Here is a 20642-nt window from a genome sequence, read left to right as displayed (position 1 = left end):
CACCGCTGTGCCCGCGCATGAGGCACAGTGGTGCGCATGGATGAGCTGTACCCGGCGATCGAGCCGTTCCGGACCGGACTGCTCGAGGTCGGCGACGGGCACCTGGTGCACTGGGAAACCTCCGGCAATCCGGACGGCAAACCGGTGGTGGTGCTGCACGGCGGGCCGGGTAGCGGGCTGACTCCGTTGTCCCGCAGGCATTTCGACCCGTCGGCGTACTTGATCGTGCAGTTCGACCAACGTGGTTCGGGGCGCAGCACGCCGAGCATCACCGAGCCCGAGGTGAACCTGTCGGCGAACACGACCTGGCACCTGGTGGCCGATCTGGAGCTGTTGCGCGCGCACCTGGGGATCGACCGGTGGCAGGTTTTCGGCGGTTCGTGGGGGGCGACGCTCGCGCTCGCGTATGCCGAAACGCATCCGGGGCGGGTCAGCGAGATCGTGTTGCGCGGGGTGTTCACAGCGCGGCAAAGCGAACTGGACTGGATTTACCGCGACGGCGCTTCGCGGCTTTACCCGGATGCTTGGGGTGCTTACCTCGCGCCGCTCGCGGAGGCTTCGCGGGATGATCCGCTGGCGGCGTACCACCGGCTCGTTTACCACCCGGAGCGCGGGGTGCGCGAGGCCGCGGCGATCGCTTGGAGCGCTTGGGAAGGCGCGATCGTCTCGCTGGTGCCGCAGCCGAGTTATCTGCAGAACTACAGCCGGCCGGGGTTCGCGCTGTCCTTCGCGCGGATCGCTTTGCACTACTTCAGTCATGGCGCGTGGCTCGATGATGGACAGTTGATTCGGGACGCGGCGAAGTTGAGCGGGATTCCGGGGGTGCTGGTGCAGGGGCGGTACGACGTGGTGTGCCCGCCGACGACGGCTTGGGAGTTGCACCAGGCTTGGCCGGGTTCGGAGCTGCACCTGCTGAACACGGCTGGGCATGCGGTGAACGACCTGGGCGTCCTGGCCGGGCTGAGGGCGGCTACGGACCGCTTTCGGTGAGCTTGCTTGGGTCACCGCCCAGCGATGGCCAGCGCCACCCAAAACTCCGCGCGGGTGCCAGGCGAAGCAAGGCTCCGCCCCGTCAACTCTTCCACTTTGCGCAAACGCTTGCGAAGAGTGTGCCGATGAATGTTCAGCCGGGTGGCGGCGGCGTCGTAGTGGCCATGCTCCTCAATCCAACAGCGAAGCGCCTCCACAAGATCACCGCTCAACGGCGAGAGCACCGCATCCGCAAAGAGAGCACCGCTCTCTTTCGGAAGCAGTGCCAACAACCCAGAGCCGGTGTACTCGTCAAACCCAAGCCAGGGCTGATGCTGGGCGCGAGCAGCCTGCGCCACCCGCACAGCCTGCCGAAGCGCAGTAGCCGCACCAACGGCCCGCTCTCCGCCACCGGAGGCCGAGCCAGCAGCCCCCGCCGAGCCGGCAGCCTCAGCCGAGCCAGCGGCGGCAGCCGAGCCAGCGGCAGCCGAGCGGGCAGAGCTACGGGGGCTGGCAACGGCCGCTGAGCTGGCAGAGCTACCGGACCCGCCGACGGCGGCTGGGTTGCCACCGGCAGAAGAAATCCCACCGTGCAGCCCAAGCCGACGCACCAGTGCCTCCACCGCCTCGACCTCCGGCGCGACCACCACTACATCCGAGTCCCGCACCACGCAGAACGCCTCCCCCAAAGCCTCGGCGAAAGCGCGCCTGGCGGCCCCGGAGCCCACCACGACCGCGATCCGCCAGGGCGGCTCCGGCATGGCGGGCCACAGCCTCCGGATCGTCGCCACCGCGAGGTCTTCGTCGGCCAGCAGCAGGTCGAACAAGCCCGAACGCAACTGACCGAGCACCCCGCTCTGTTCCCGGTTTCGTTGCAGCGCAAGCGAAAGCAGCGACGCCGCCGTGTTCACGATGAACTGCTCCGCCGCGTCCAGCTCCACCTCGCGCCCCACGGCGAGCACCGTCCGCGAGTCCAGCGAGTGCAGAACGACCTCATCCCCCGATGCGAGCCGGGTGCCCCGCGTTCCCCGCAAACCCGAGACGTCGAGCGCAGCCGCATGCGTGCGCGCCGAGGCGGGGAAGGCCTCCACCGGGGTGCCCGTGCCGGGGACGCCTTCCACCGGAGTGCCCGAGTCCAGCAACAGCACCCACCCGTCGACCAGCCGAGACAGGCGGCGCACCACCGCGCCCGGCCCGCCCCGGCCGACCGCCGCCCTGGTCAGTTCCTGCTGGCCGCGCCCGGTCCGCACGACGGTGGCGTACTCGTCGGCCGCCACCGCTGCCGAAACCGCCTTGGTGATCGCGATGAACGGCACCTCGTGCGGCACCTCCAGCAACGGCAACCCGGCGGCTTCCGCGGCGGCGACCAGGCCCGGCGGCACCTGATCGTGGATCACCCCGCTCCCGAACCCGATTCCGGCCACCCCAGCCTGCGCCAGCCGCTCCACATAGGCCTCATATGCCGCAGAGGCCGCCACCCCGGGACCACCAGCCACACCCCGCGCCGACGAAAGCCCACCGACCGCCCCCGTAGCGGACGAAGGACCGCCAGCCGCACCGGAAGCCGACCCAGAATCACCAGCCGCCCCCGTGGCGGCCGCAGGATCACCAGCCGCGCCCGAAGTCGACGAAGGATCACCAGCCTTCCCCAATGCGGACGCAAGATCATCGGCCGTGCCTGAAGCGGGCGAAAGATCGCCAGCGGCGCCCGAAGCGGACGCAGGTTCACCAACCGCGGCCAGCGCGGAGGCAGAATCGGCGGCCGCAGCCAAAGTCGAGGCGGAGTCGTCGGCTGTGGTTGGGGCGGCAGCCTCGAGTTCGAAAGCCAGTCCCGTGGTCAGGAGGAGTTCGCCGCCGTCGAGGAAGGCGGTGGGGTCCACCAGTTCCGTCGGGTGCACCCAGCCGATCACCCGCCCCAAGCCGCCCGAGCCCGCCAGGACGGGCAGGCCTTCAGCAGCAGCCAGCGAACCGAGCGAAAGTGCCATGTTGGCGAATCTTACCGCTCCCGATGTCCAAACTGGCACCTGACCAAACCAGCCCCCCACCGCATCCTGAAGCCATGACCGCCCAGACCACGCAGCGCAGGCTGCTGACCGAAATCCCCGGCCCGGCCTCCCGCGCCCTGCAGCAACGCCGCGCCGACGCGGTCGCCGCGGGCGTCGGCTCGGTGCTGCCCGTCTACATCACCTCCGCCGATGGCGGCCTGCTCACCGACGCCGACGGCAACACCCTGATCGACCTCGGCTCCGGCATCGCGGTCACCAACGTCGGCCACAACGCCCCCGCCGTGGTCGACCGCGTCCGCGCGCAGGCTGCCGAGTTCACCCACACGTGTTTCATGGTTACTCCGTACGAGGGCTACGTCCGGGTGTGCGAGGAACTCCAGGACCTCACCCCCGGCGACCACGCCAAGCGCTCGGTCCTCTTCAACTCCGGCGCCGAAGCCGTCGAGAACGCGGTCAAGATCGCCCGCGCCGCCACCGGCCGCCAGGCCGTCGTGGTGTTCGACCACGCCTACCACGGCCGCACCAACCTGACCATGGCGCTGACCGCGAAGTCCGTCCCGTACAAGCACGGCTTCGGCCCCTTCGCCCCCGAGGTCTACCGCGTCCCCGGCTCCTACCCCTACCGCGACGGCCTGACCGGCCCCGAGGCCGCGGCCGCCGCCATCGACCGGATCGAGAAGCAGATCGGCGGGGACCAGGTCGCCGCCGTGGTGCTCGAACCGATCCAGGGCGAGGGCGGCTTCATCGAGCCCGCACCCGGCTTCCTCCCCGCCCTCTCCGACTGGTGCGCGCGCAACGGCGTGGTCTTCGTCGCCGACGAGGTGCAGACCGGCTTCTGCCGCACCGGCGACTGGTTCGCGTCCAACCACGAGAACGTGGTGCCGGACCTCATCGCCACCGCGAAGGGCATCGCCGGCGGCCTGCCGCTCGCCGCCGTCACCGGGCGCGCGGAGCTGATGGACGCGGTGCCGTCCGGCGGCCTCGGCGGCACCTACGGCGGCAACCCGATCGCCTGCGCCGCCGCGCTCGGCTCGATCGAGACCCTGCGCGCCGAGCGCCTGGACTTGGCCGCCCGCGGCATCGCCGAGACCGTGCTGCCCCGGCTGCGCGCGATCGGCGAACGCACCGGCGTCATCGGCGACGTCCGCGGCCGGGGCGCCATGCTCGCCGCCGAGTTCGTCACCGGCGGCAAGCCGGACGCGGCGCTGACCGGCCGCATCGCGAAGGCCTGCCACGCGGCCGGCGTGGTGGTGCTGACCTGCGGCACCTACGGCAACGTCGTGCGGCTGCTGCCGCCGTTGTCCCTCTCCCCCGCACTGCTCGACGAGGGCCTTTCCGTCCTGGAGCAGGCCATCCTCACGGAGGCCGGAAAATGACCACCTTCCCCTTCTGGATCGCCGGAAAACCCGTCCACAGCGGCGAAACCACCACGATCCGCAGCTCATACGACGGCTCCACCGCCGGCGAGCACCACGTGCCGGGCGACGCCGAAGTCGACGCCGCCGTCCAAGCGGCCCACGACGCGCGGGACGAGACCGCGCGCACACCGGCCCACGTGCGCGCGACCGCGCTCGACCACGTGTCCCGGCAGCTGACCGAACGCGCCGAGGAGTTCGCCCGCCTGATCACCGCGGAATCGGCCAAGCCGATCAAGTGGTCACGCGGTGAGGTCGCCCGCGCGGCGTCGACCTTCCGCTGGGCCGCCGAGGAAGCCCGCCGCTTCACCGGCGAACTGCAGCGGCTCGACACCGATCCCGGCGGCACCGGCCGGATGGCGCTCGTGCGGCGCGTGCCGAAGGGCCCGATCCTCGGCATCACCCCGTTCAACTTCCCGCTGAACCTGGTGGCGCACAAGGTCGCCCCGGCCATCGCGGTCGGCGCGCCGATCGTGCTCAAGCCCGCGCCCGCCACCCCGCTCACCGCGCTGCTGCTCGGTGAACTGCTCGCCGAGACCACGCTGCCCGTCGGCAGCTGGTCGATCCTGCCCGCGGGCAACGACGTGGCCGCGCGGCTGGTCACCGACCCCCGGCTGCCGGTGGTCTCGTTCACCGGTTCCGTGCCGGTGGGCTGGGGCATCCGGGAAAGCGCGCCGCGCAAGCACGTCGCGCTCGAACTCGGCGGCAACGCCGCGGCCATCGTCTGTCCTGATTGGACGGACCTGGAGTTCGCCGCGCAGCGCATCGCCACCTTCGCGATGTACCAGGCCGGGCAGTCGTGCATCTCGGTGCAGCGCGTCTACGCGCACGCCGAGGTGTTCGACGAGCTGGTGGAGAAGGTCACCGCCGCGGTGTCGGCGCTGGGCGTCGGCGACCCGAACGACGACCGCACCGACGTCGGCCCGCTGATCAACACGGCCGCCGCCGAACGGGTCGAGGCCTGGGTCCGCGAGGCGGGCGGCGACGTCACCCGCGACGGCGCGACGCTGTCCCCGACCGTGCTGACCAACGTGGCCGAGGACGCGAAGGTGCTCGCCGACGAGGTGTTCGGCCCGGTGGTCACGCTCAACCGCGTCGACTCCGTGGAAGAGGCGTTCGAGCGGGTCAACGACTCGCGCTTCGGCCTGCAGACCGGCGTCTTCACCCGCGACCTGCCCACCGCGTTCGAAGCCGCCGCGCGCCTCGACGTCGGCGGCGTGGTGATCGGTGACGTGCCGAGCTTCCGCGCCGACCAGATGCCCTACGGCGGGGTGAAGGACTCCGGCGTCGGGCGCGAAGGTCCGGCCGCGGCCATGCTCGACTTCACGGAAGAGCGGGTAACCGTGCTGACAGGGCTGCCGCTGTAGCCGTGTGCGCCTCGACGAGCGACGGGCCGTACCAGGTCAGGAACCGCCCGGAGACCAGCACGTACGGCACTCCGGGAAAGGCCTCCGGCCCGTCCTCGTCGGTGAACAGGTAGGGCTCGTCGGGCAGCACCAGCAGGTCCGCCGCGCCGCTCGTGAACTGCTCGCGCAGCTCGTCCAGCGACGGGCGCGGGTAGCGGTCCTCGTGGTCCGCGTAGGTCAGCTCCACGCCGAGGCGGCGCAGCACGTCACCGCCGAAGGTCTCGCGGCCGAGCACCACCCACGGCTTGCGCCACACCGGCACGACCGCCTTGGCGCGCACCGGCGGGGTGTCGCGCCACAGGTCCTCGGCGCGCACCAGCCAGTCCGGCTCGTCGAGTTCGAGGCCCTGGGTGAGCAGGCGGCGCAACGAGCCGAGCGCGGCGGGCACGGTCGCCGCGGCGGCCATCACCCACACCGGAATCCCGTTGGCGCGCAAGCGTTCCACATCCTCCGGGCGGCTCTCCTCGGCGTTGGCCAGCACCAGGTCCGGGCGCAGGTCGAGGATCCGGTCCACCTTCGGGTACTTCGAGCCGCCGATGCGCGGCAGGTCCAGCCCCGGCGGGTGCGTGCAGTAGTCGGTGACGCCGACCAGCACGCCCGGTGCGCTCACCGCCACCGCCTCGGTCAGCGACGGCACCATCGAGACGATCCGGTCCGGCGCACCGGTCAGCGGCACGTCCTCGCCGAGGTCATCGGTCATCCGCATGCGCTCACACCCGCTCGAAGCTCACCTTGCGCTTGTCCACGTCCACCGAGGTCAGCCGGATGGTCACCCGCGCGCCCTCGGTGAAGCCCTCGCCGCTGCTCTTGGCGAGCACCGGCGGCTCCTCCAGCAGCACCTCGGCCCTGGTCTCCTCGGCACGCAGCACCACCGCGCCGAAGGTGTCGCCGATGCGGTCGGCCAGTATCCACGCCTCGACCTGGTCCACGCAGGCGCGTTCGACCCTGGCCGCCAGCGTGTCCGACGCGCTCATCAGCTCGGGCACCCGGCCCAGCGCCTCACGCACCCAATCCGGCACCGGGCGGTCCGCGGTCACCGCGAGGCAGATCTCGGTGGCGAACCGGTCCACCAGCCGCCGGATCGGCGCGGTGACGTGCGCGTACGGGCCGCCGATGCCCGCATGGGTGCTGACCTCGGGCGCGGTGCCGTCGAAGGCGGTGTACCCGGCGCCGCGCAGCAGGCGCGTGGTGTCGGCGTAGAGCGCCAGCGACTCCGGCTGCCGGGGGTCCAGAGTGGACAGCAGTTCGGCGACCCCGGCCTCGGCGGGCCAGTCGATGCCCAGCGCGCGGGCCGAGCGGCGCAGCCAGCTCACCGCGTCCGGCTCGGCCTTGGGCAGCGTGCGGAGGACGCCGACGCCGGCGTCGATCATGATCCGCGCCGCGCTCATGCCGGTGAGCAGGGAGATCTCGGCGTTCCACGCGTCGACGTCGGTGCGGGGGCGGCGAGTCAGCCGCCAGTTCCCCTCCTCGTCGGCGCTGACCTCCTGCTCGGGGAGCTGGAGTTCCAGCGCGCCGCGGTGCACGGCCAGCTCGCGGCGGAGGCGGCCGAGCACGGGGAGGGCCTCGATGGACGGGTGCACGCGGCCCGCGTCGGCGGCGGCCTGGACGGTCTCGTAGTCGAACTGCTCGGTGGACCGGACCAGCGCGCGGCGCACGTGGACCGAGAGCGGCTCGCCGTCGGCGTCGGTGTCGATCGTCCAGAGCACCGCGCGGCGGGTTTCGCCAGGCAGCAGGCTCGCCGCGTCCTCGGAGAGCACGGGCGGGTGCAGCGGCACGTTGCCGTCGGGCAGGTACAGGGTCTGGCCGCGGCGGCGGGCCTCGCGGTCGATCGGGCCGCCGGGCGCGACGAAGGCGGCCAGGTCGGCGATGGCGTAGTGCACGCGGAAGCCGCGGGGACGGCGTTCGACCAGCAGCGCCTGGTCGAGGTCCTTCGACCCGGGCGGGTCGATGGTGACCAGCGGCAGGCCGGTGGCGTCCTCGCGGTCGCCGTCGAGCTGCAGCGGGTCCATCACCGCGGCTTCGGCCTCGGCCAGCACGTCGGCGCCGAACCCGCCGGGCAGCGCGAACTCGGTGCGCAGCCGGCCGAAGTCACCACCGGCCGGGTGCGTGCCTAGCACTACAGGGGCCACCACACGACCCTAACCCGAGCAAGGCCTGATCCGGGCTCTTCGCGGGGGTCAGTCCTCGTCCCAGTCGCGGTCGGCGGCGTCGGCCGCCTTGGTGCGCTCGCGGGCGATGTCCAGCGCGCGCCGGGCGGTCGCCTCGTCGGGGTACGGGCCGAGCAGGTCGACCGAGCGCGCCCGCTCCAGGTGCTCCACCTCGTTGGTCCTGGTGTTGTAGTACCAGCCGGGGTCTGGGTTCGGATCCTTCGCCATGCCCCGAGCCTGGCACCTCCGGCGCGCTCGCGCGACCCCGCCAACTGGTCCAGACCACTTGACAAGTCTCCCATTGGTCTAGTCCAATTTAGGGTGACCTGCGTCACCAGCCTTCGGGAGGCCCGGATGAGACGACTGTTCACGGCGTTGTCGGCGCTGCTGCCGATGCTCGCGCTGCTCTTGGTGGCACCCGGCACGGCTTCGGCCGCGCTCCCGAAGCACGTGCTGGTCGGGTACCTGCACGCCAGCTTCGCCAACGGCTCCGGTTACGTGCGGATGCAGGACGTTCCGGATGAATGGGACATCATCAACCTCGCCTTCGCCGAGCCGACCTCGGTCACCTCGGGTGACCTGCGGTTCTCGCTGTGCCCCGCGGCAGAGTGCCCGAACGTGGAGAGCGAGGCCGCGTTCACCCAGGCGATCAAGGCGAAGCAGGCGCAGGGCAAGAAGGTGCTGATCTCGATCGGCGGACAGAACGGCCAGGTCCAGCTGAGCACCACCGCCGCCCGCGACAAGTTCGTCAGCTCGGTCGCGGCGATCATCGACAAGTACGGCCTCGACGGGCTGGACATCGACTTCGAGGGGCACTCGCTGTCGCTGAACCCCGGCGACCGCACGCTGGCCAGCCCGACCACCCCGGTGATCGTCAACCTGATCTCCGCACTGAAGTCGCTGAAAGCCCGCTACGGCGCGGAGTTCGTGCTGACCATGGCGCCGGAGACGTTCTTCGTGCAGCTGGGGTACCAGTTCTACGGCAGCGGCCAGTGGGGTGGCGCCGATCCGCGCGCGGCGGCGTACCTGCCGGTGATCCACGCGATGCGGGACAGCCTGACGCTGCTGCACGTCCAGGACTACAACTCCGGGCCGATCATGGGGCTGGACAACCAGTACCACACGATGGGCGTGGCGGACTTCCACACCGCGATGACCGACATGGTGCTGGCCGGGTTCCCGATCGAGGGCAACGCGGCGAACCCGTTCCCGCCGCTGCGCCAGGACCAGGTCGCCTTCGGGTTGCCTGCCAACTCCTATGCGGGCAACGGGTTCACCCCGGTGGCCGAGGTGCACAAGTCGCTGGACTGCCTGATGAAGGCGCAGGGCTGCGGCACGTACAAGCCGCGCGGCGTGTACCCGAACCTGCGCGGGCTGATGTCGTGGTCGATCAACTGGGACAAGTTCACCGGCCAGGAGTTCTCGAAGGCGCACCGGGCGAAGCTGCCCCGGTGAGCTACTTGCGGTAGCGGTAGGGGATCTCGGTCGGGTCGCCGCTGGGGCCGAAGGTCGCTTCCTCCTGGGGTGGTTCCGAGGAGGAGGCGGCCGAGGCCGAGTCGGGCAGCTCGTCGAACCAGCCGCGGTCGTCGACCGGGAGGCGGAGGCCGCGGGGCGGGGTGTCGGTGTCGTCGGTGTTGTCGGTGTTGTGTTCGGTGGCGTGTTCGGTGGTGTGCGAGGGCACGGCGAAGGGCTCGTCGAGATCGGTGACCGGCCGGGCCGAGACGGGCGGGATCGCCGGGAGCTGCCCGGAGGTGGAGACGGCGGTCTCGCCGGGTGCGAGCGGCGGATTGACCGGGGGCTTCGGCTGGGCTGGCGGCCCGGGGTGGGCTGAGGTCTCGGGGTGGGTTCGCTGCTCGGGATGGGCTGGCGACTCGGACTGGGTGGGCGGCTGCGGCTGGGTTGAGGGCTCGGGCCGGGTGGGCAGCTGGGCTGAGGGCTCGGGCTGGGCTGAGGGCTCGGGTTGGGTTGGCGGGGCGGGCTGCGAGAAGCCGATCGGTACCGGTGGTGCCTTCGGAGCCTCGGCTGGCGTTTGATGCTGCGCCTGGGCGGGCGGCACCTGAGGCGCCGAGGCAGGTGGCACTTGCGACTCGGCCGGGGCAGGCGGCATCTGGGAAGCGGCCTGCTGCGCTGCGGCGGGCGATACCTGCTGCGCTGCGGCGGGCGATACCTGGGGCGCCGCGGCGGGCGGCACCGGCGACTCGGCCGAGGCTGGCGGCGTTTGGGAGGCGGCCTGCTGCGCAGCGGCGGGTGGCGCCTGAGCCGGTGCCTCCCGCGTGGGGGCGGGCGCGACGTTCTTCGACGGCTCCGGCACCGGCAGCGGCGGCGCGCCCGAGTCCGCCTTCGCCGGGGTCGTGCGCCAGACCGGCGCAGGGGGCAGGTTCATCGGCACCGGCGCTCGCGAGGCGCCTTCCACCGGGGCCTCCGGCCGCGGCCGCGCGGGCGGCCGCTGCCGCACGATCGGGTCCAAGGTGGCCACCAGCACCGTCGTGCTTTCCGGGTTCTCCACCCGCCTGCCGCTCCGCTCGCGGTAGACCAGGTCCCCGTCCATATCGATCTCGACCAGGTAGCCCGCCTCCGCGAGCTGCTCCTCGTCCAGATCGACCAGCCGCTCGTACCGCGACGGCGTCACCCGGTAGATCGGCCACGACAACCCGCGGTGCGTGCCGTGGAACTGCGACAGCAGCTCCACCGTCTGCTGCTGCCACGGCAACGACATGCCCTCCGCGAGGGACCGCGGCAGCACCACATACCCCTCGTCCACCCCGGGAATCGGGCCCCGGTCGAGGAAATCGGCGAGCGGGGTGCTCGACGCGGGCGGCCCGCCGCGGCGCGGCATCGGCGGCCCGAACATGTTCCTCGGGTCCTCCGGGGCGCCCTTCTTCTTGCCGCGCTTGCCGAACTTCTTCGCCACCCACTACTCCTTAAACACCAGGCCGGACCGCCTGCGCGACGAGCTCGCCTTCGTCCCAGGAGACCTTCCTGGTGTGCACCGGGACGCCGCTCTGCTGCGCCTCCACCATCTTCCCATCCCCCAGGTACATCGCCACGTGGTGAATGGTCTTCGGGTTCGACGGGTCGTACGCCCAGAACAGCAGGTCACCCGGCTGGGCCTGCTCCACCGGCAGCATCGCGCCCGCCTTGTACTGGTCCCGCGAAACCCTCGGCAGGGTGACGCCGGCCGCCTCGTAGGCCCGCAGCATCAGCCCCGAGCAGTCGTACGAGTTCGGCCCGGTCGCCCCCCACACGTACGGCTTTCCCTGTTCCCCCAAGGCGAATTCGATCGCCTTGGCCGCGGTCTGGCTCGGCGGCAGCACCGCGCCGGTGCCCTCACCGCAGCCCGCGGCGTCGACCACCTCGCCGACGTTCTCCACCAGGTGCACGGCCATCGGTTCCCACTTGTGGTACCGGTCCGGGAACCCCGAGCGCTCGACCGCCTGCGCCGCCTCGCCGGGGCGCATCGTCTCCCAGCCCTTCACCGCGAGCAGCACGTCGTAGAACTTGTTGACCTGGTACGGCGGATCAGTCACCTGCGCGACCGTGCCCCAGCCCATCGACGGCCGCATCTGGAAGATGCCCAGCGAGTCGCGGTCACCGTAGTTCAGGTTGCGCAGGCCCGATTCGGTCATCCCGGCCTGGATGGCGATCTGCCACGCGCGCGGCGACAGCTGCCGCTGCTTGCCGATGGTGATGATCAGCGTGACGATCTGCAGCTGCTCGTCCTTCAGGTTGGCCGCGTCCGCCGCGCCCTTGCCCTGCTGCCCCGGCTGGCTCGGGCCGATCGCCGCGTCGCAGCTGAGGTTGACCACGCCGAGCGCCTGCTGCTCCTGCTGGTTGTCCACCACCACGGCGACGGTGCCCGCGGTGACCACGGCGGCGAACAACACGGTGACCAGCACTCCGACGAGCACGCCGATCTTCACGGCTCAGCCCGCCTGGTCGAGCGCCGAAACCCGCCAGCCGACGTTCGTGCTGACCACGGTGATGGACAGTTTGGGCCCGTCGGTCGGCACCTCTGCCTCCAGTGAGCTGGTCAGCGAGCTGATCGGCACCGGCGCCCCGGTCACCCGGGTGGCCGCGATGTTCGCCGGGTCCACAGTGGACATCGTGGGCAGGAACTCGTCGGTGGTGAACGGTTTCAGCCCGGCCATCCACGCCTCGGTGGTGATCCCGTCGGGGTGGTTGACCCAGGCCGCGGCGAACTGCTCGGCCACGCGCATGGCGTCGCCGTTGGGCGCCGCCGAGGTCGGCGACTCCCTCGGCTCGGACAGCCGCGTCGGCAGCGGGCCGGTGGTGCCGCGCGACGCCGGCGGCGCGGCCTTGCCGTCGTCCGGGTTCACCGAGATCTCCCCGGCGCGACCGGTGCGCTGCGATCCGTTGTCCCCCACCAGTTTCGGCACCAGGACGCCGGCCGCGATCAGCAACACGGCCAGCACCACCAGCGAAATGGTCAGGTGGGTGGTCGAGCGCAGCGGCCAGCCCCACAGCCTCCGGTACACCGCGGCGCGGCCGCGGTTGGTCCTGATGGGCATGGGTCACCCCCTCACGGCACGGTCGGTGTCACGAAGGTCCTCGCGCACCTCGAGCCCGCGCGAAGGGCGATAGATCACGTGCACCGGCCTGCCGCCCACCAGTTCCGGGTCCACCCGGCGGGGCTGGCGCGGTGCGGGCATGGCGGCGGCCGACGGCGTCGACGGCACGGCCACCGGCGGCGCGAAGGCCGCCTCCGGCTGGGTGCCGTTGGCCGAGGTCATCCTGGACGGGATCACCACCGGCTCCGGGTCGTCGCCGCGGTCCCAGCCCCGGTCGAACACCGGCGAGGTGTCCACCCGGCGGCTGGCCGGTTGCGGGAGCTGGTTGCCGGGCAGGTTGCCGCCCGGCAGGAAGCCGCCGAACACCGGCATGCCGTTGCTTCCCGGGGGAAGTTCGGCGTGGCCGTTGCCGGGCAGAGCGCCGGGGATGGCGCCGGACCAGGCCGCGGCCGGGCGGTTGCCGAGGCTGGTGTTGTCCAGCCGCTGCGAGGTGGCGAACACGGTCGCCTCCGGGCGGAAGCGGCCACCGCCGGCGGTCGCGCCGATCGGGCCGCGCTGCTCGGTGCCGGTGGTCTCGTCGGTGTCGCGGACGTTCTGCCAGAACTCGTCCTGCGGGCTGGGTTCGTTGCTGTGCTTGCGGAAGCGGGAGAACAGCCCGCCGCGCGGGGTCGGCACGGCCGAGCCGACCATGCTCACCGACATCTCCACCATCTGCCACAGTCGCCGCCCGGGGCGGCCGACCAGGAACAGCAGGATGGTGACCAGGCCGGCCATCGCCATCTGCACCAGCATCGACAGCGAGTTGCCCGCGTCGAAGATCGCCTGCAGGAGGAGGGCGTGCACGCCGGCCAGCACGGACAGCACGATCAGGTTGAACGCGACCGCCCCGAGCACCTTCGCCACCCGGCGGAGGATGTCGTGGTGCAGGATCGCCACCAGGCCGATCAACGGCGCGGTCAGCGTGAACAAGCGGACCAGCACCTGGGCCAGCAGGACGGCGGCCTTGGCGAACAGCTGGAAGAGCGAATAGACCAAGCTCTGCAGGAACGCCAGGAAACCGGCACCCGTGCGGCTGCCGTCTTCGCCGGTGAAGTAGCCCGTGGCGGGACCGAGCTGGGTGGAGATGTTCTTGAACTCCCCCTTCTTCGCGTCCACCACGGCTTGATCGGCGTCGGCACCACTGCGGAGCTGATCCCGGGTGAAGGCTTGAGCGTCGAGGAGCTTGCGGCCGAACTGCTCGGCCTGAACCGAGTCGGCCGCTCCGAACTCACCGCGCAGCCAGTTGTTGTAGACGACCTGGTTGTGCAGGTTGGTCGGTAGCACGTGCCGGACCACGGTGTTCTCCGTGTCGTCCACGAATCCGGCTTGGATGTTGGTCGTCGTCTGGACGATCGCCTGGTCGATCGGATCGAAGTACCGGAGCAAGGCCAGCGAGGAAGCGGCGAGCCAGATGCCGCCGAGCGCGAACAGGGCGCGCTTGCTCACCGTGGCGAGGTCCCCGCGCCAGATGTTGCGGAACATCATGATGGCCAGCAGCAGTGCGGCAAGACCGAACAGCTGGGCGTAGATGTTGCCGTAGATCTTCTCGGCGCCCGTCTTGACGGCGTTGTAGAGCGGCGTGAGCAGGCCGCCCTCCATCACCGTGTAGTGCAGGGAGTTGGTGGCCCCGACGATGTTCTTGCCCATGTTGAACAGCTGGTTGCCGCCCCAGGTGTCGATCGTCGAGTTGGGGTCGGTCAAGCCGGCCATCGGGCCGCAGTTCGTCTCGAAGACGTTCCACACCATGCCGGCGTAGCTGTACTGGTCGTACGGGCTGTCCGCCATGCCCCGCGTCTCGAACGCCGGGTCCAGCGCGCCGACCATGCCGGAGCCCGGGCGTTCCGGGTTCGGGGCGGCACCGCATTCGGCGGCCAGTGCCTGCGGAGCGGTGACCACGGCCTGCACGCCGAGGATCGCCACCACCATCAGCATGGCGGCCCGCTTGCGGCGCACCGGGGAAGGCTCGCGCCGCTTGCGCCGGCGCAGGTGGTGCCAGGCCCCGGCCGCCGCCAGGAGCACGAGAACGGTGATCATGCGAGGTCACCCGCAGCGGGGTTCCCGCGGACGGCCGTGGCCGCCGCTCGGGCCGAGTGGCTCATGCCGCGTCCCGGCCCGGTCCGCCCTGGGAGCCCGCCGAAGCCCGGACCCCACCACCGCCGTCGGGTCCCCGGCCGTTGCCGTTGCCGTTCTCGCCACCGGCGCCGTCGGACGGCTGACCGCCCGGCACCGGTTCGGACAGCACCTGCTCCTCGGTCAACCCGACCTCCAGCTCCGCCGCGAGTTCGAAGTCCGACTCCGCGTAGCTCGAGGAGTCGTCGTCCGGTGGTACCGGGACGTGGCGGGGCTCCGGTGCCGGAGCGGGATCGGGCCGGACCTGCCCTGGCGCGTCCTTCGAACCCGGCGTGGTGTCCATCGCGTGGCGCAGGTGCTCCAGGTGCGGACCGGAGAAGTCCACCCGGATCCGCTCCACACCACCGGCGCCGTCGCCGAAGATGAACTGCCGCGGCTCCCGGTCGCGTTCGGTGTCGCGATGGGCGCCCGGGCGGCGGCCGAGCGCGGCCACCACCTGTTCGTAGCCGACGCCGACCGGCACCTTCAGCAGCCGCAGCGCGTCCGCCTGTGCCTCGTCGTCATCGAGCCGTCCGACGAAAACGGAGTCGAGCAGGGCGACGAAGCCCTGCATGCGCAGGAAGTCCGCCGGGATCTGCGAGGACAGCAGCACCCGGACGTTCCACTTGCGCGAGTCACGGGCGAAGCGGTTCATCAGCACCCGCCCGGTCGGTACCTCGGAGAGGAAGAACGCCTCGTCGATCCAGACGCCCTTGCGCAACTCCTTCGGCCGCTCGTAGACCGACCGCTGGGTCAGCCACGCGGCCAGGTTCAGCATCTCCACGCCGAGCGCCTCGGCGTCGGTCCAGTGCTCGCGGCCGACACCGTCCTTGGGCAGCGTCAGCCCGGCCATGGTCAGCACGGTCATCCGGTCGTCCCGGGTGTCCGAGTACGGGTCCTCGTTCTGCTCGGGGATGAGCAGCGACATGCGCTCGCGCATCTCGTCGAGGAAGTCGGCGACCACCACCGCGTGCTCGTGGTGCTCGCTGGAGTCGCGGCGCAGCGCGTCGATCACCTGACCGGGATCGGCGTCGAACCGGCCGCCGACCGCGCGGACCGCGCGCAGCAGCACGATCCGGCTCTGCGGCATGCGCGACACCTCGTACGGCAGCACGCCGGTCAGCACGTCCAGCACCAGCCGCCGCCGGGTGGCACCGGCCAGCGCCTTCTCCCGGCGCCACGAGCGCTCGGGGTCGTCCTCGTCCATGAAGTGCTCGAGCAGCGGCTCGGCCACCACGCGGTACGGGTTGAGGATGCCCGGTTCGGCGTTGAGCAGGTTGATCGGCCGCGCGTACGGCCGGATCTCCGGCAGGTCGCACAGGCGCGACAGCGGGCCGGACGGGTCGAGGATGGTCCAGTGCGCCCCGGCGCGCAGCGTCTTGTAGACGATGCCGCCGCCGAGGAAGGACTTGCCGCCACCCAGCCCGGCGACCATCGCGGTCAGGCCGGAGCCGTCGCGGATCTCCTGCGCCATCCACGGGTCCCAGGCCACCGGGCGACGGGTCGCGGTGCAGGTCTCGCCGAGCAGGATGCCGCGGCGGTCGCCCACCTCGGCGGTCGCGGTCGGCACCGCGGCGGCGGCCCAGACCACCGACCCGCGGCGGGTGTAGGCGCCGGAGGCCAGCGGCTCGCCGGGGATGAACTCCCTGGCCATCGCGTACTGCGCCTCGGGGTGCTCGATGGCGATCTTCGGCTTGTACAGGTCGAGCAGCTGCTGGGCCAGGCGCAGCGCGTCGCGCTCGGTCGGCCCGGACACCGCCAGCCGCCACCACGACCGCACGCGGGTGGCCAGCGCGGTGAAGCCCGAGGTCATCTCGTCGTCGATCTCGAGCACCCGCGACGCCTGCCGGGCCAGCGACTGCGGCGGCTCCAGCTCGTGCTCGTCGGTGTAGTGCTTGACCTGCGAACGCACCTTGTTCATCTGGCGTTGCAGCTCGCCGGCGACCTCCTCGGGGCGCCGCACGTAGATCCGCGCGGACCACTCCACCGAGGCGGGCAGCCGGTCGGCGTGCTGCACCCACGGGTCGTCGACCTCGGGGATCTGCAGGCCGTGCATCTGGCCGACGGTGAGCACCGCGAGGTTGCGGGTCACCCCGGCGTTCGACCCGGTGCGGCCGCGGACGGTCAGCGTCGGGGCGTACGGGTCGGCGTGGAAGTCGGCGGCGTCGGTGAAGCTGGCCAAGTCCTCCGGTTCCCAGGCGGCACCCGGCACGGCGGGCATGTTCCGCGGCGCGGGCAGGCCCAGCGAGCACGACCGGTGCATCAGCCACGACATCTCGTCGGCGTGCGCCGGCCTGCCCTCCAGCCCGGCCGAGCCGAGCACCTGGTCGAGGTGCTCGACCTCGGAGTCCAGCGCCATCAGCTCGGCGTCCACGGCCTCGGGCAGGATCTTGCGCAGCAGCGGCGCGGCCCGCTCGACCGCGCGGTCCACCGCGCGGCGGGTCTGCACCTGCACGCCGAGGTAGACCTCCTTCTCCGCCATCGACCGGCCCATCAGCTGCTGCTGCTCGCCGATCAGGTAGTCGTCGAAGGAGAGCGCGCCGGGGACGTCGCGGGGGCGGTCGTGCGCGTTGTGCACGTGGGCCTCGGCCCACATCCGGATCGGGTACGGCCGGTTGGTCACCCGCAGGTGCAGCCAGCGGCCCGCCAGTTCGGCGTACTGCCCGGCGATGGCCGCGATCAGGTCGCGGCGCTGGGAGTCCGAGCGGAACGACCAGCGCTGCGGCGCCAGCCGGTACCAGGCGTAGACCTCGTGCCCGGTGCGCAGGAGGTGCCCGTCGATGCTGCGCGCGGCGATCGACGGGGTGTAGGAGGGCACCGCCTGCTCGCCGGGCAGTCTGCGGCCACGCCTGCCGCCGCTGCCCTGCTTGGGCTGGACGGGGCGCTGGTCCCGCTTACCTCGGCTACGACCGGACAACGACTACCTCCCCGCCACGGCGTGGGTGCCACCGCGGCGCGCTCGTGTTTGGCTGGCTCGTCCGCGAGCACCCCGGGGCCGGGGTCGTTCGGTCCGCACCCGGACCTTGCTCGCGCTGACCGCGCCACCGGTGCCGGTGGAACGCTCACGTGGGGTGTTCAGCTCCCGCACCCACATGGTGAGCACGGCGCTGAGCGGGCGTTCGTGGCTGATCTTGGCCGTGATCAGCCGCGTGATCACGATGGTGGCGATGAACGCCCAAGCTGTCGAGAAGAAGCCGAAGCCGAGCCCGATCTGGCGTTCGATCGTGAGCACGACGAGGAAGACGGGAATGCCGACGGCCCAGGCCACGTACCTTGCCCGCCAGGGGAAGGTCGCCTTCGGCGGGCCGAGCCAGACGGCGTCGACGCGGTAGACCTCGTCGTCGGTTCGGATGCGCACGGGTGCCTCAGCCCGTGAACAAGCCGGCGATCCATTCGCCGACGTCCACGCCGAGCCCGCTGACCGCGAGGCCGATGATCGCCAGCGCGATCACCACCCCGGCCAGGCGCCGCATCACACCGGCGTTGTCACCCTTGCCGCCACCCAGCCAGAGCAGCAGCAACGCGACGGCCAGCAGGACAAGAGGGATGATGTTGTCGATCATCCAGTCGCGCACGCCCTTGGTGCCCAGTTCGCCATCCTGGGCCAGGGCCGCGAGGGTCATGGTGGTCATCGCTTAACTCCTGAGTACCGCGGGCGGGGCCGGGGCGGGCCCGGTACCTCCGGTCCGCCGTGATTGCCGAACGTGCCGAACCTACTACTGTGCGCGAGAAACATGATGGCCGTACGAGATGTGGTGGTCAAAGCGCACGCGCCGGATGCGCCCGTGCCGTACCCGCGCCCGCGCCACGCGGGCATGGACCACTCTCACCGATACCCATCCCCTCCATCATCGTTGCCGGGGCGTCCAGGATTAACCCAGTCCACCCGGATTTCCTAGTGTGCGAATCGACTCACTCACACGCGAGGATTTTGACTACTCCAGGTGGCCGAGGTAGGGGGCGGATCGCGCCGGGAACAGTGTGGCATGCCCCGTTCGGTCCCTTCTGCGGCCTCCAGTGGGTGACGGCTCCTCACATCGACTTCACATTTGCGGGGCTCACCCGTTCGAACGGCGAGAACGCGACGCGGGTTACCGCAAACCTCCGGTTTCCCTCACTTTCCGTCATCCGGCGCTCTTCTCGGTGATCTTGCCGCCGAGGGGGCAGGCCCCCCAGCAGCGACGATGACTTTATAACGGCAGAGTAACGAACAGGCCTCGTTTTCGTCCACCGCGCGCGGAACGCCCGTATCCCCGAGCGGCGCGCCAGTCAGACCCAACCGCCCCGAACAAGAGGTGAAACAGTCGATGGCCCGAGACCGCTTCCAGGGAAGGCACCGCGTCTCCCGCAAAGCCAAACTGACCACCGGCGGCATCGGCCTCGCGGTGCTCACGGTCGGTGCGCTGGCCGTTTTCACGACCACGGGCTCACCCCCGGAGGCCAGTGCCGACAGCCCCGACCAGAGCCAGTTCGTCGACATCACCACCGTCGAACCGAACGTGAACGAACCGGACGCCCAGCAGGATGCCTCCACCGGCACCTCCACCGTCGACTGCGGCCGCAACGAGAACGGGCACTTCAACCCGGACAACTTCATCGCCCAGCCCGGTGTCCGCAACGGCGCCCAGCACCTGCACGACTACGTCGGCAACCTGTCCACCGACGCCGACTCGAACAACCAGAGCCTCCAGGCCGCGGGCACCACCTGCGCCAACGGCGACAAGTCCGCCTACTTCTGGCCGGTCGTCCGCATCGACACCGAGGGCGACAGCGAGGAGGAGCAGCAGCAGGACAACGCCGAGGAGGCGCAGGCCGAAGAGGCCGGACGCGGCGGCGCCCAGAACCAGGACGGCAGGCAAGTCGGCCAGCGCGGCGCCCAGAACGGCCAGAACGACGGCCAGAACGGCGACCAGGCCCAGGACGACCAGGGCGACGGCCAGGCCCCGGGCGACCAGAACCAGGGCGACCAGAACGGTGGCCAGAACCAGGACGCCCAGGACCAAGGCGCCCAGGGCCAGCAGGACCAGCAGGGTCAGGACCAGGACGGCGAAGGCCAGCAGGGTCAAGGCGGCCAGGACGGCCAGGGTGACCAGGGCCAGAACGGTCAGGACCAAGGTGGCCAGGGCGACCAAGGCCAGAACGAGCAGGGCCAGGACGGGCAGGGCCAGGACGGCCAAGGTGGCCAGAACCAGGACGGCCAGAACCAGGGCGACCAAGGCCAGGACGGCCAAGGCGAGGGCCAGGGTGGCCAGGACCAGGGCCAAGGTGACCAGGGTCAGGGCGGCAACGAGGACGAAGCCCTGCCCCCGCAGGACGAGAACGGGGAGCTCCCCGGCAACGAGGGCGAGATCCAGCGCCCCTCCGTCGTCGACATCACGTTCCGCGGCAGTCCGGTGACCGAGGTCGAGGCGATGCCCAAGTTCCTCCGCGTGCTCTACGGCGACGCCAAGGTGTCCACCAACGGCCCCGCCAATGCCCAGGAGTCGTGGACCTGCACCGGCTTCGAGGACCAGGTGCGCATCGACAAGTACACCATCTGCCCCGAGGGCAGCGACGTGATGCGCGTCCACGACTTCCCGAGCTGCTGGGACGGCCAGAACATCGACAGCGAGAACCACCGCGACCACATCGTCTACCCCAACGAGAACGGACAGTGCGAGGACGGCTTCACCGCCGTGCCGCAGCTGCGGATCAGCCTGACCTACGAGATCCCCCGCGAGGTCCAGCTCGCCGGTCAGTACAAAGTGGACGCTTTCCCGGAGGAGGACCACAACCCCCTCTCCGACCACGACGACTTCGCCAACGTGATGTCGAACGCGATCATGACCCGGGTCGTGGACTGCATCAACTCCGGCCGCACCTGCAACGAGTAGAAAGGAGGCCCCGCCAAGGATCTCACTGCACGAGCACTCCGTTACCGGCGAAGGCCACCGCGGCGTCCCCCGACTCGGTCGCGGTGGCCTTCCCGTACGAGGCCCGGGGCATCCGCCGCCCCGGGCCTCTTCACGTCCGCCCCCGACGA

16 protein-coding genes are annotated in these 20642 nt (G+C 71.2%); 5 read left to right on the top strand and 11 right to left on the bottom strand.

All coding sequences use genetic code 11. The features are described from left to right. The first annotated feature begins 36 nt into the window (after nt 1-36). Nucleotides 37-990 carry a prolyl aminopeptidase gene (gene pip, locus JYK18_RS18130; RefSeq protein ID WP_206803152.1) on the top strand — a complete coding sequence of 318 codons (954 nt, stop codon included), beginning with the start codon at nt 37-39 and terminating at the stop codon, nt 988-990. 11 nt (nt 991-1001) lie between these two features. On the opposite strand, the gene JYK18_RS46750 is transcribed toward pip, so the two are convergent. After that, nucleotides 1002-2954, bottom strand: coding sequence for a PucR family transcriptional regulator (locus JYK18_RS46750; protein WP_242579231.1), 1953 nt, complete (start codon nt 2952-2954; stop codon nt 1002-1004). A 74-nt stretch (nt 2955-3028) separates the two neighbouring features. On the opposite strand from JYK18_RS46750, the gene gabT reads away from it, so the two are divergent. Together gabT and JYK18_RS18105 are read left to right on the top strand one after the other, a co-directional pair. After that, nucleotides 3029-4351 (top strand): 4-aminobutyrate--2-oxoglutarate transaminase, encoded by a 1323-nt coding sequence (gene gabT, locus JYK18_RS18110; protein ID WP_206803151.1) that lies wholly within the window; start codon nt 3029-3031, stop codon nt 4349-4351. Beyond that, nucleotides 4348-5757, top strand: coding sequence for an aldehyde dehydrogenase family protein (locus JYK18_RS18105; protein ID WP_206803150.1), 1410 nt, complete (start codon nt 4348-4350; stop codon nt 5755-5757). Before gabT ends, JYK18_RS18105 begins: the two co-directional genes overlap by 4 nt. Here the strand turns inward: JYK18_RS18105 and JYK18_RS18100 are convergent. Genes JYK18_RS18100 through JYK18_RS18090 form a run of 3 tightly spaced genes read right to left on the bottom strand, consistent with a single transcriptional unit; the run spans nt 5714 to nt 8171 of the window. Beyond that, the gene (locus tag JYK18_RS18100; RefSeq protein WP_206804315.1) at nt 5714-6496 is read right to left on the bottom strand and encodes a helical backbone metal receptor; all 783 of its coding nucleotides are present in this window, start codon (nt 6494-6496) and stop codon (nt 5714-5716) included. The two genes, JYK18_RS18105 and JYK18_RS18100, sit on opposite strands and share 44 nt — an antisense overlap. A 10-nt stretch (nt 6497-6506) precedes the next feature. Further along, nucleotides 6507-7913: an RNB domain-containing ribonuclease gene (locus JYK18_RS18095; protein ID WP_206804314.1), complete on the bottom strand. Its 1407-nt coding sequence runs from the start codon at nt 7911-7913 to the stop codon at nt 6507-6509. Nucleotides 7914-7973: 60 nt separating this feature from the next. After that, nucleotides 7974-8171, bottom strand: a complete 198-nt coding sequence (locus JYK18_RS18090) for a hypothetical protein (protein ID WP_206803149.1) — start codon at nt 8169-8171, stop codon at nt 7974-7976. 126 nt (nt 8172-8297) lie between these two features. On the opposite strand from JYK18_RS18090, the gene JYK18_RS18085 reads away from it, so the two are divergent. Then, a complete protein-coding gene (locus tag JYK18_RS18085; protein WP_206803148.1) occupies nt 8298-9398 on the top strand; it encodes a chitinase in 1101 nt (366 codons plus the stop codon). 1 nt (nt 9399) lies between these two features. Here JYK18_RS18085 and JYK18_RS18080 read toward each other — a convergent pair whose 3' ends face one another. The 7 genes from JYK18_RS18080 to JYK18_RS18050 all read right to left on the bottom strand — a co-directional run bounded on the left by JYK18_RS18080 (nt 9400) and on the right by JYK18_RS18050 (nt 18252). Beyond that, entirely contained in the window at nt 9400-10854 is a 1455-nt protein-coding gene (locus tag JYK18_RS18080) for a hypothetical protein (RefSeq protein ID WP_206803147.1), read from the bottom strand. Between the two features lie 10 nt (nt 10855-10864). Next, on the bottom strand, nt 10865-11863 hold the full coding sequence (locus JYK18_RS18075) for a C40 family peptidase (protein ID WP_206803146.1): 999 nt from the start codon (nt 11861-11863) through the stop codon (nt 10865-10867). Between the two features lie 3 nt (nt 11864-11866). Then, nucleotides 11867-12472, bottom strand: a complete 606-nt coding sequence (locus JYK18_RS18070; RefSeq protein ID WP_206803145.1) for a hypothetical protein — start codon at nt 12470-12472, stop codon at nt 11867-11869. A gap of 3 nt (nt 12473-12475) precedes the next feature. Further along, nucleotides 12476-14545 (bottom strand): magnesium transporter, encoded by a 2070-nt coding sequence (locus JYK18_RS18065; RefSeq protein WP_206803144.1) that lies wholly within the window; start codon nt 14543-14545, stop codon nt 12476-12478. 61 nt (nt 14546-14606) lie between these two features. Continuing rightward, on the bottom strand, nt 14607-17537 hold the full coding sequence (locus JYK18_RS18060; protein ID WP_206803143.1) for an ATP-binding protein: 2931 nt from the start codon (nt 17535-17537) through the stop codon (nt 14607-14609). A gap of 3 nt (nt 17538-17540) precedes the next feature. After that, nucleotides 17541-17978, bottom strand: a complete 438-nt coding sequence (locus JYK18_RS18055; RefSeq protein ID WP_206803142.1) for a hypothetical protein — start codon at nt 17976-17978, stop codon at nt 17541-17543. 7 nt (nt 17979-17985) lie between these two features. After that, the gene (locus JYK18_RS18050; protein WP_113696269.1) at nt 17986-18252 is read right to left on the bottom strand and encodes a hypothetical protein; all 267 of its coding nucleotides are present in this window, start codon (nt 18250-18252) and stop codon (nt 17986-17988) included. A gap of 675 nt (nt 18253-18927) precedes the next feature. Between JYK18_RS18050 and JYK18_RS18045 the strand changes: the two genes are divergently transcribed. Beyond that, entirely contained in the window at nt 18928-20493 is a 1566-nt protein-coding gene (locus tag JYK18_RS18045) for a DUF1996 domain-containing protein (RefSeq protein ID WP_206803141.1), read from the top strand. Nucleotides 20494-20642: the final 149 nt, after the last annotated feature.

This window comes from Amycolatopsis sp. 195334CR (genome assembly GCF_017309385.1).
GTDB lineage: Bacteria > Actinomycetota > Actinomycetes > Mycobacteriales > Pseudonocardiaceae > Amycolatopsis.
The sequence above is the reverse complement of the archived record's forward strand: the minus strand, read 5'-3'. Positions and strand labels throughout refer to the sequence as shown.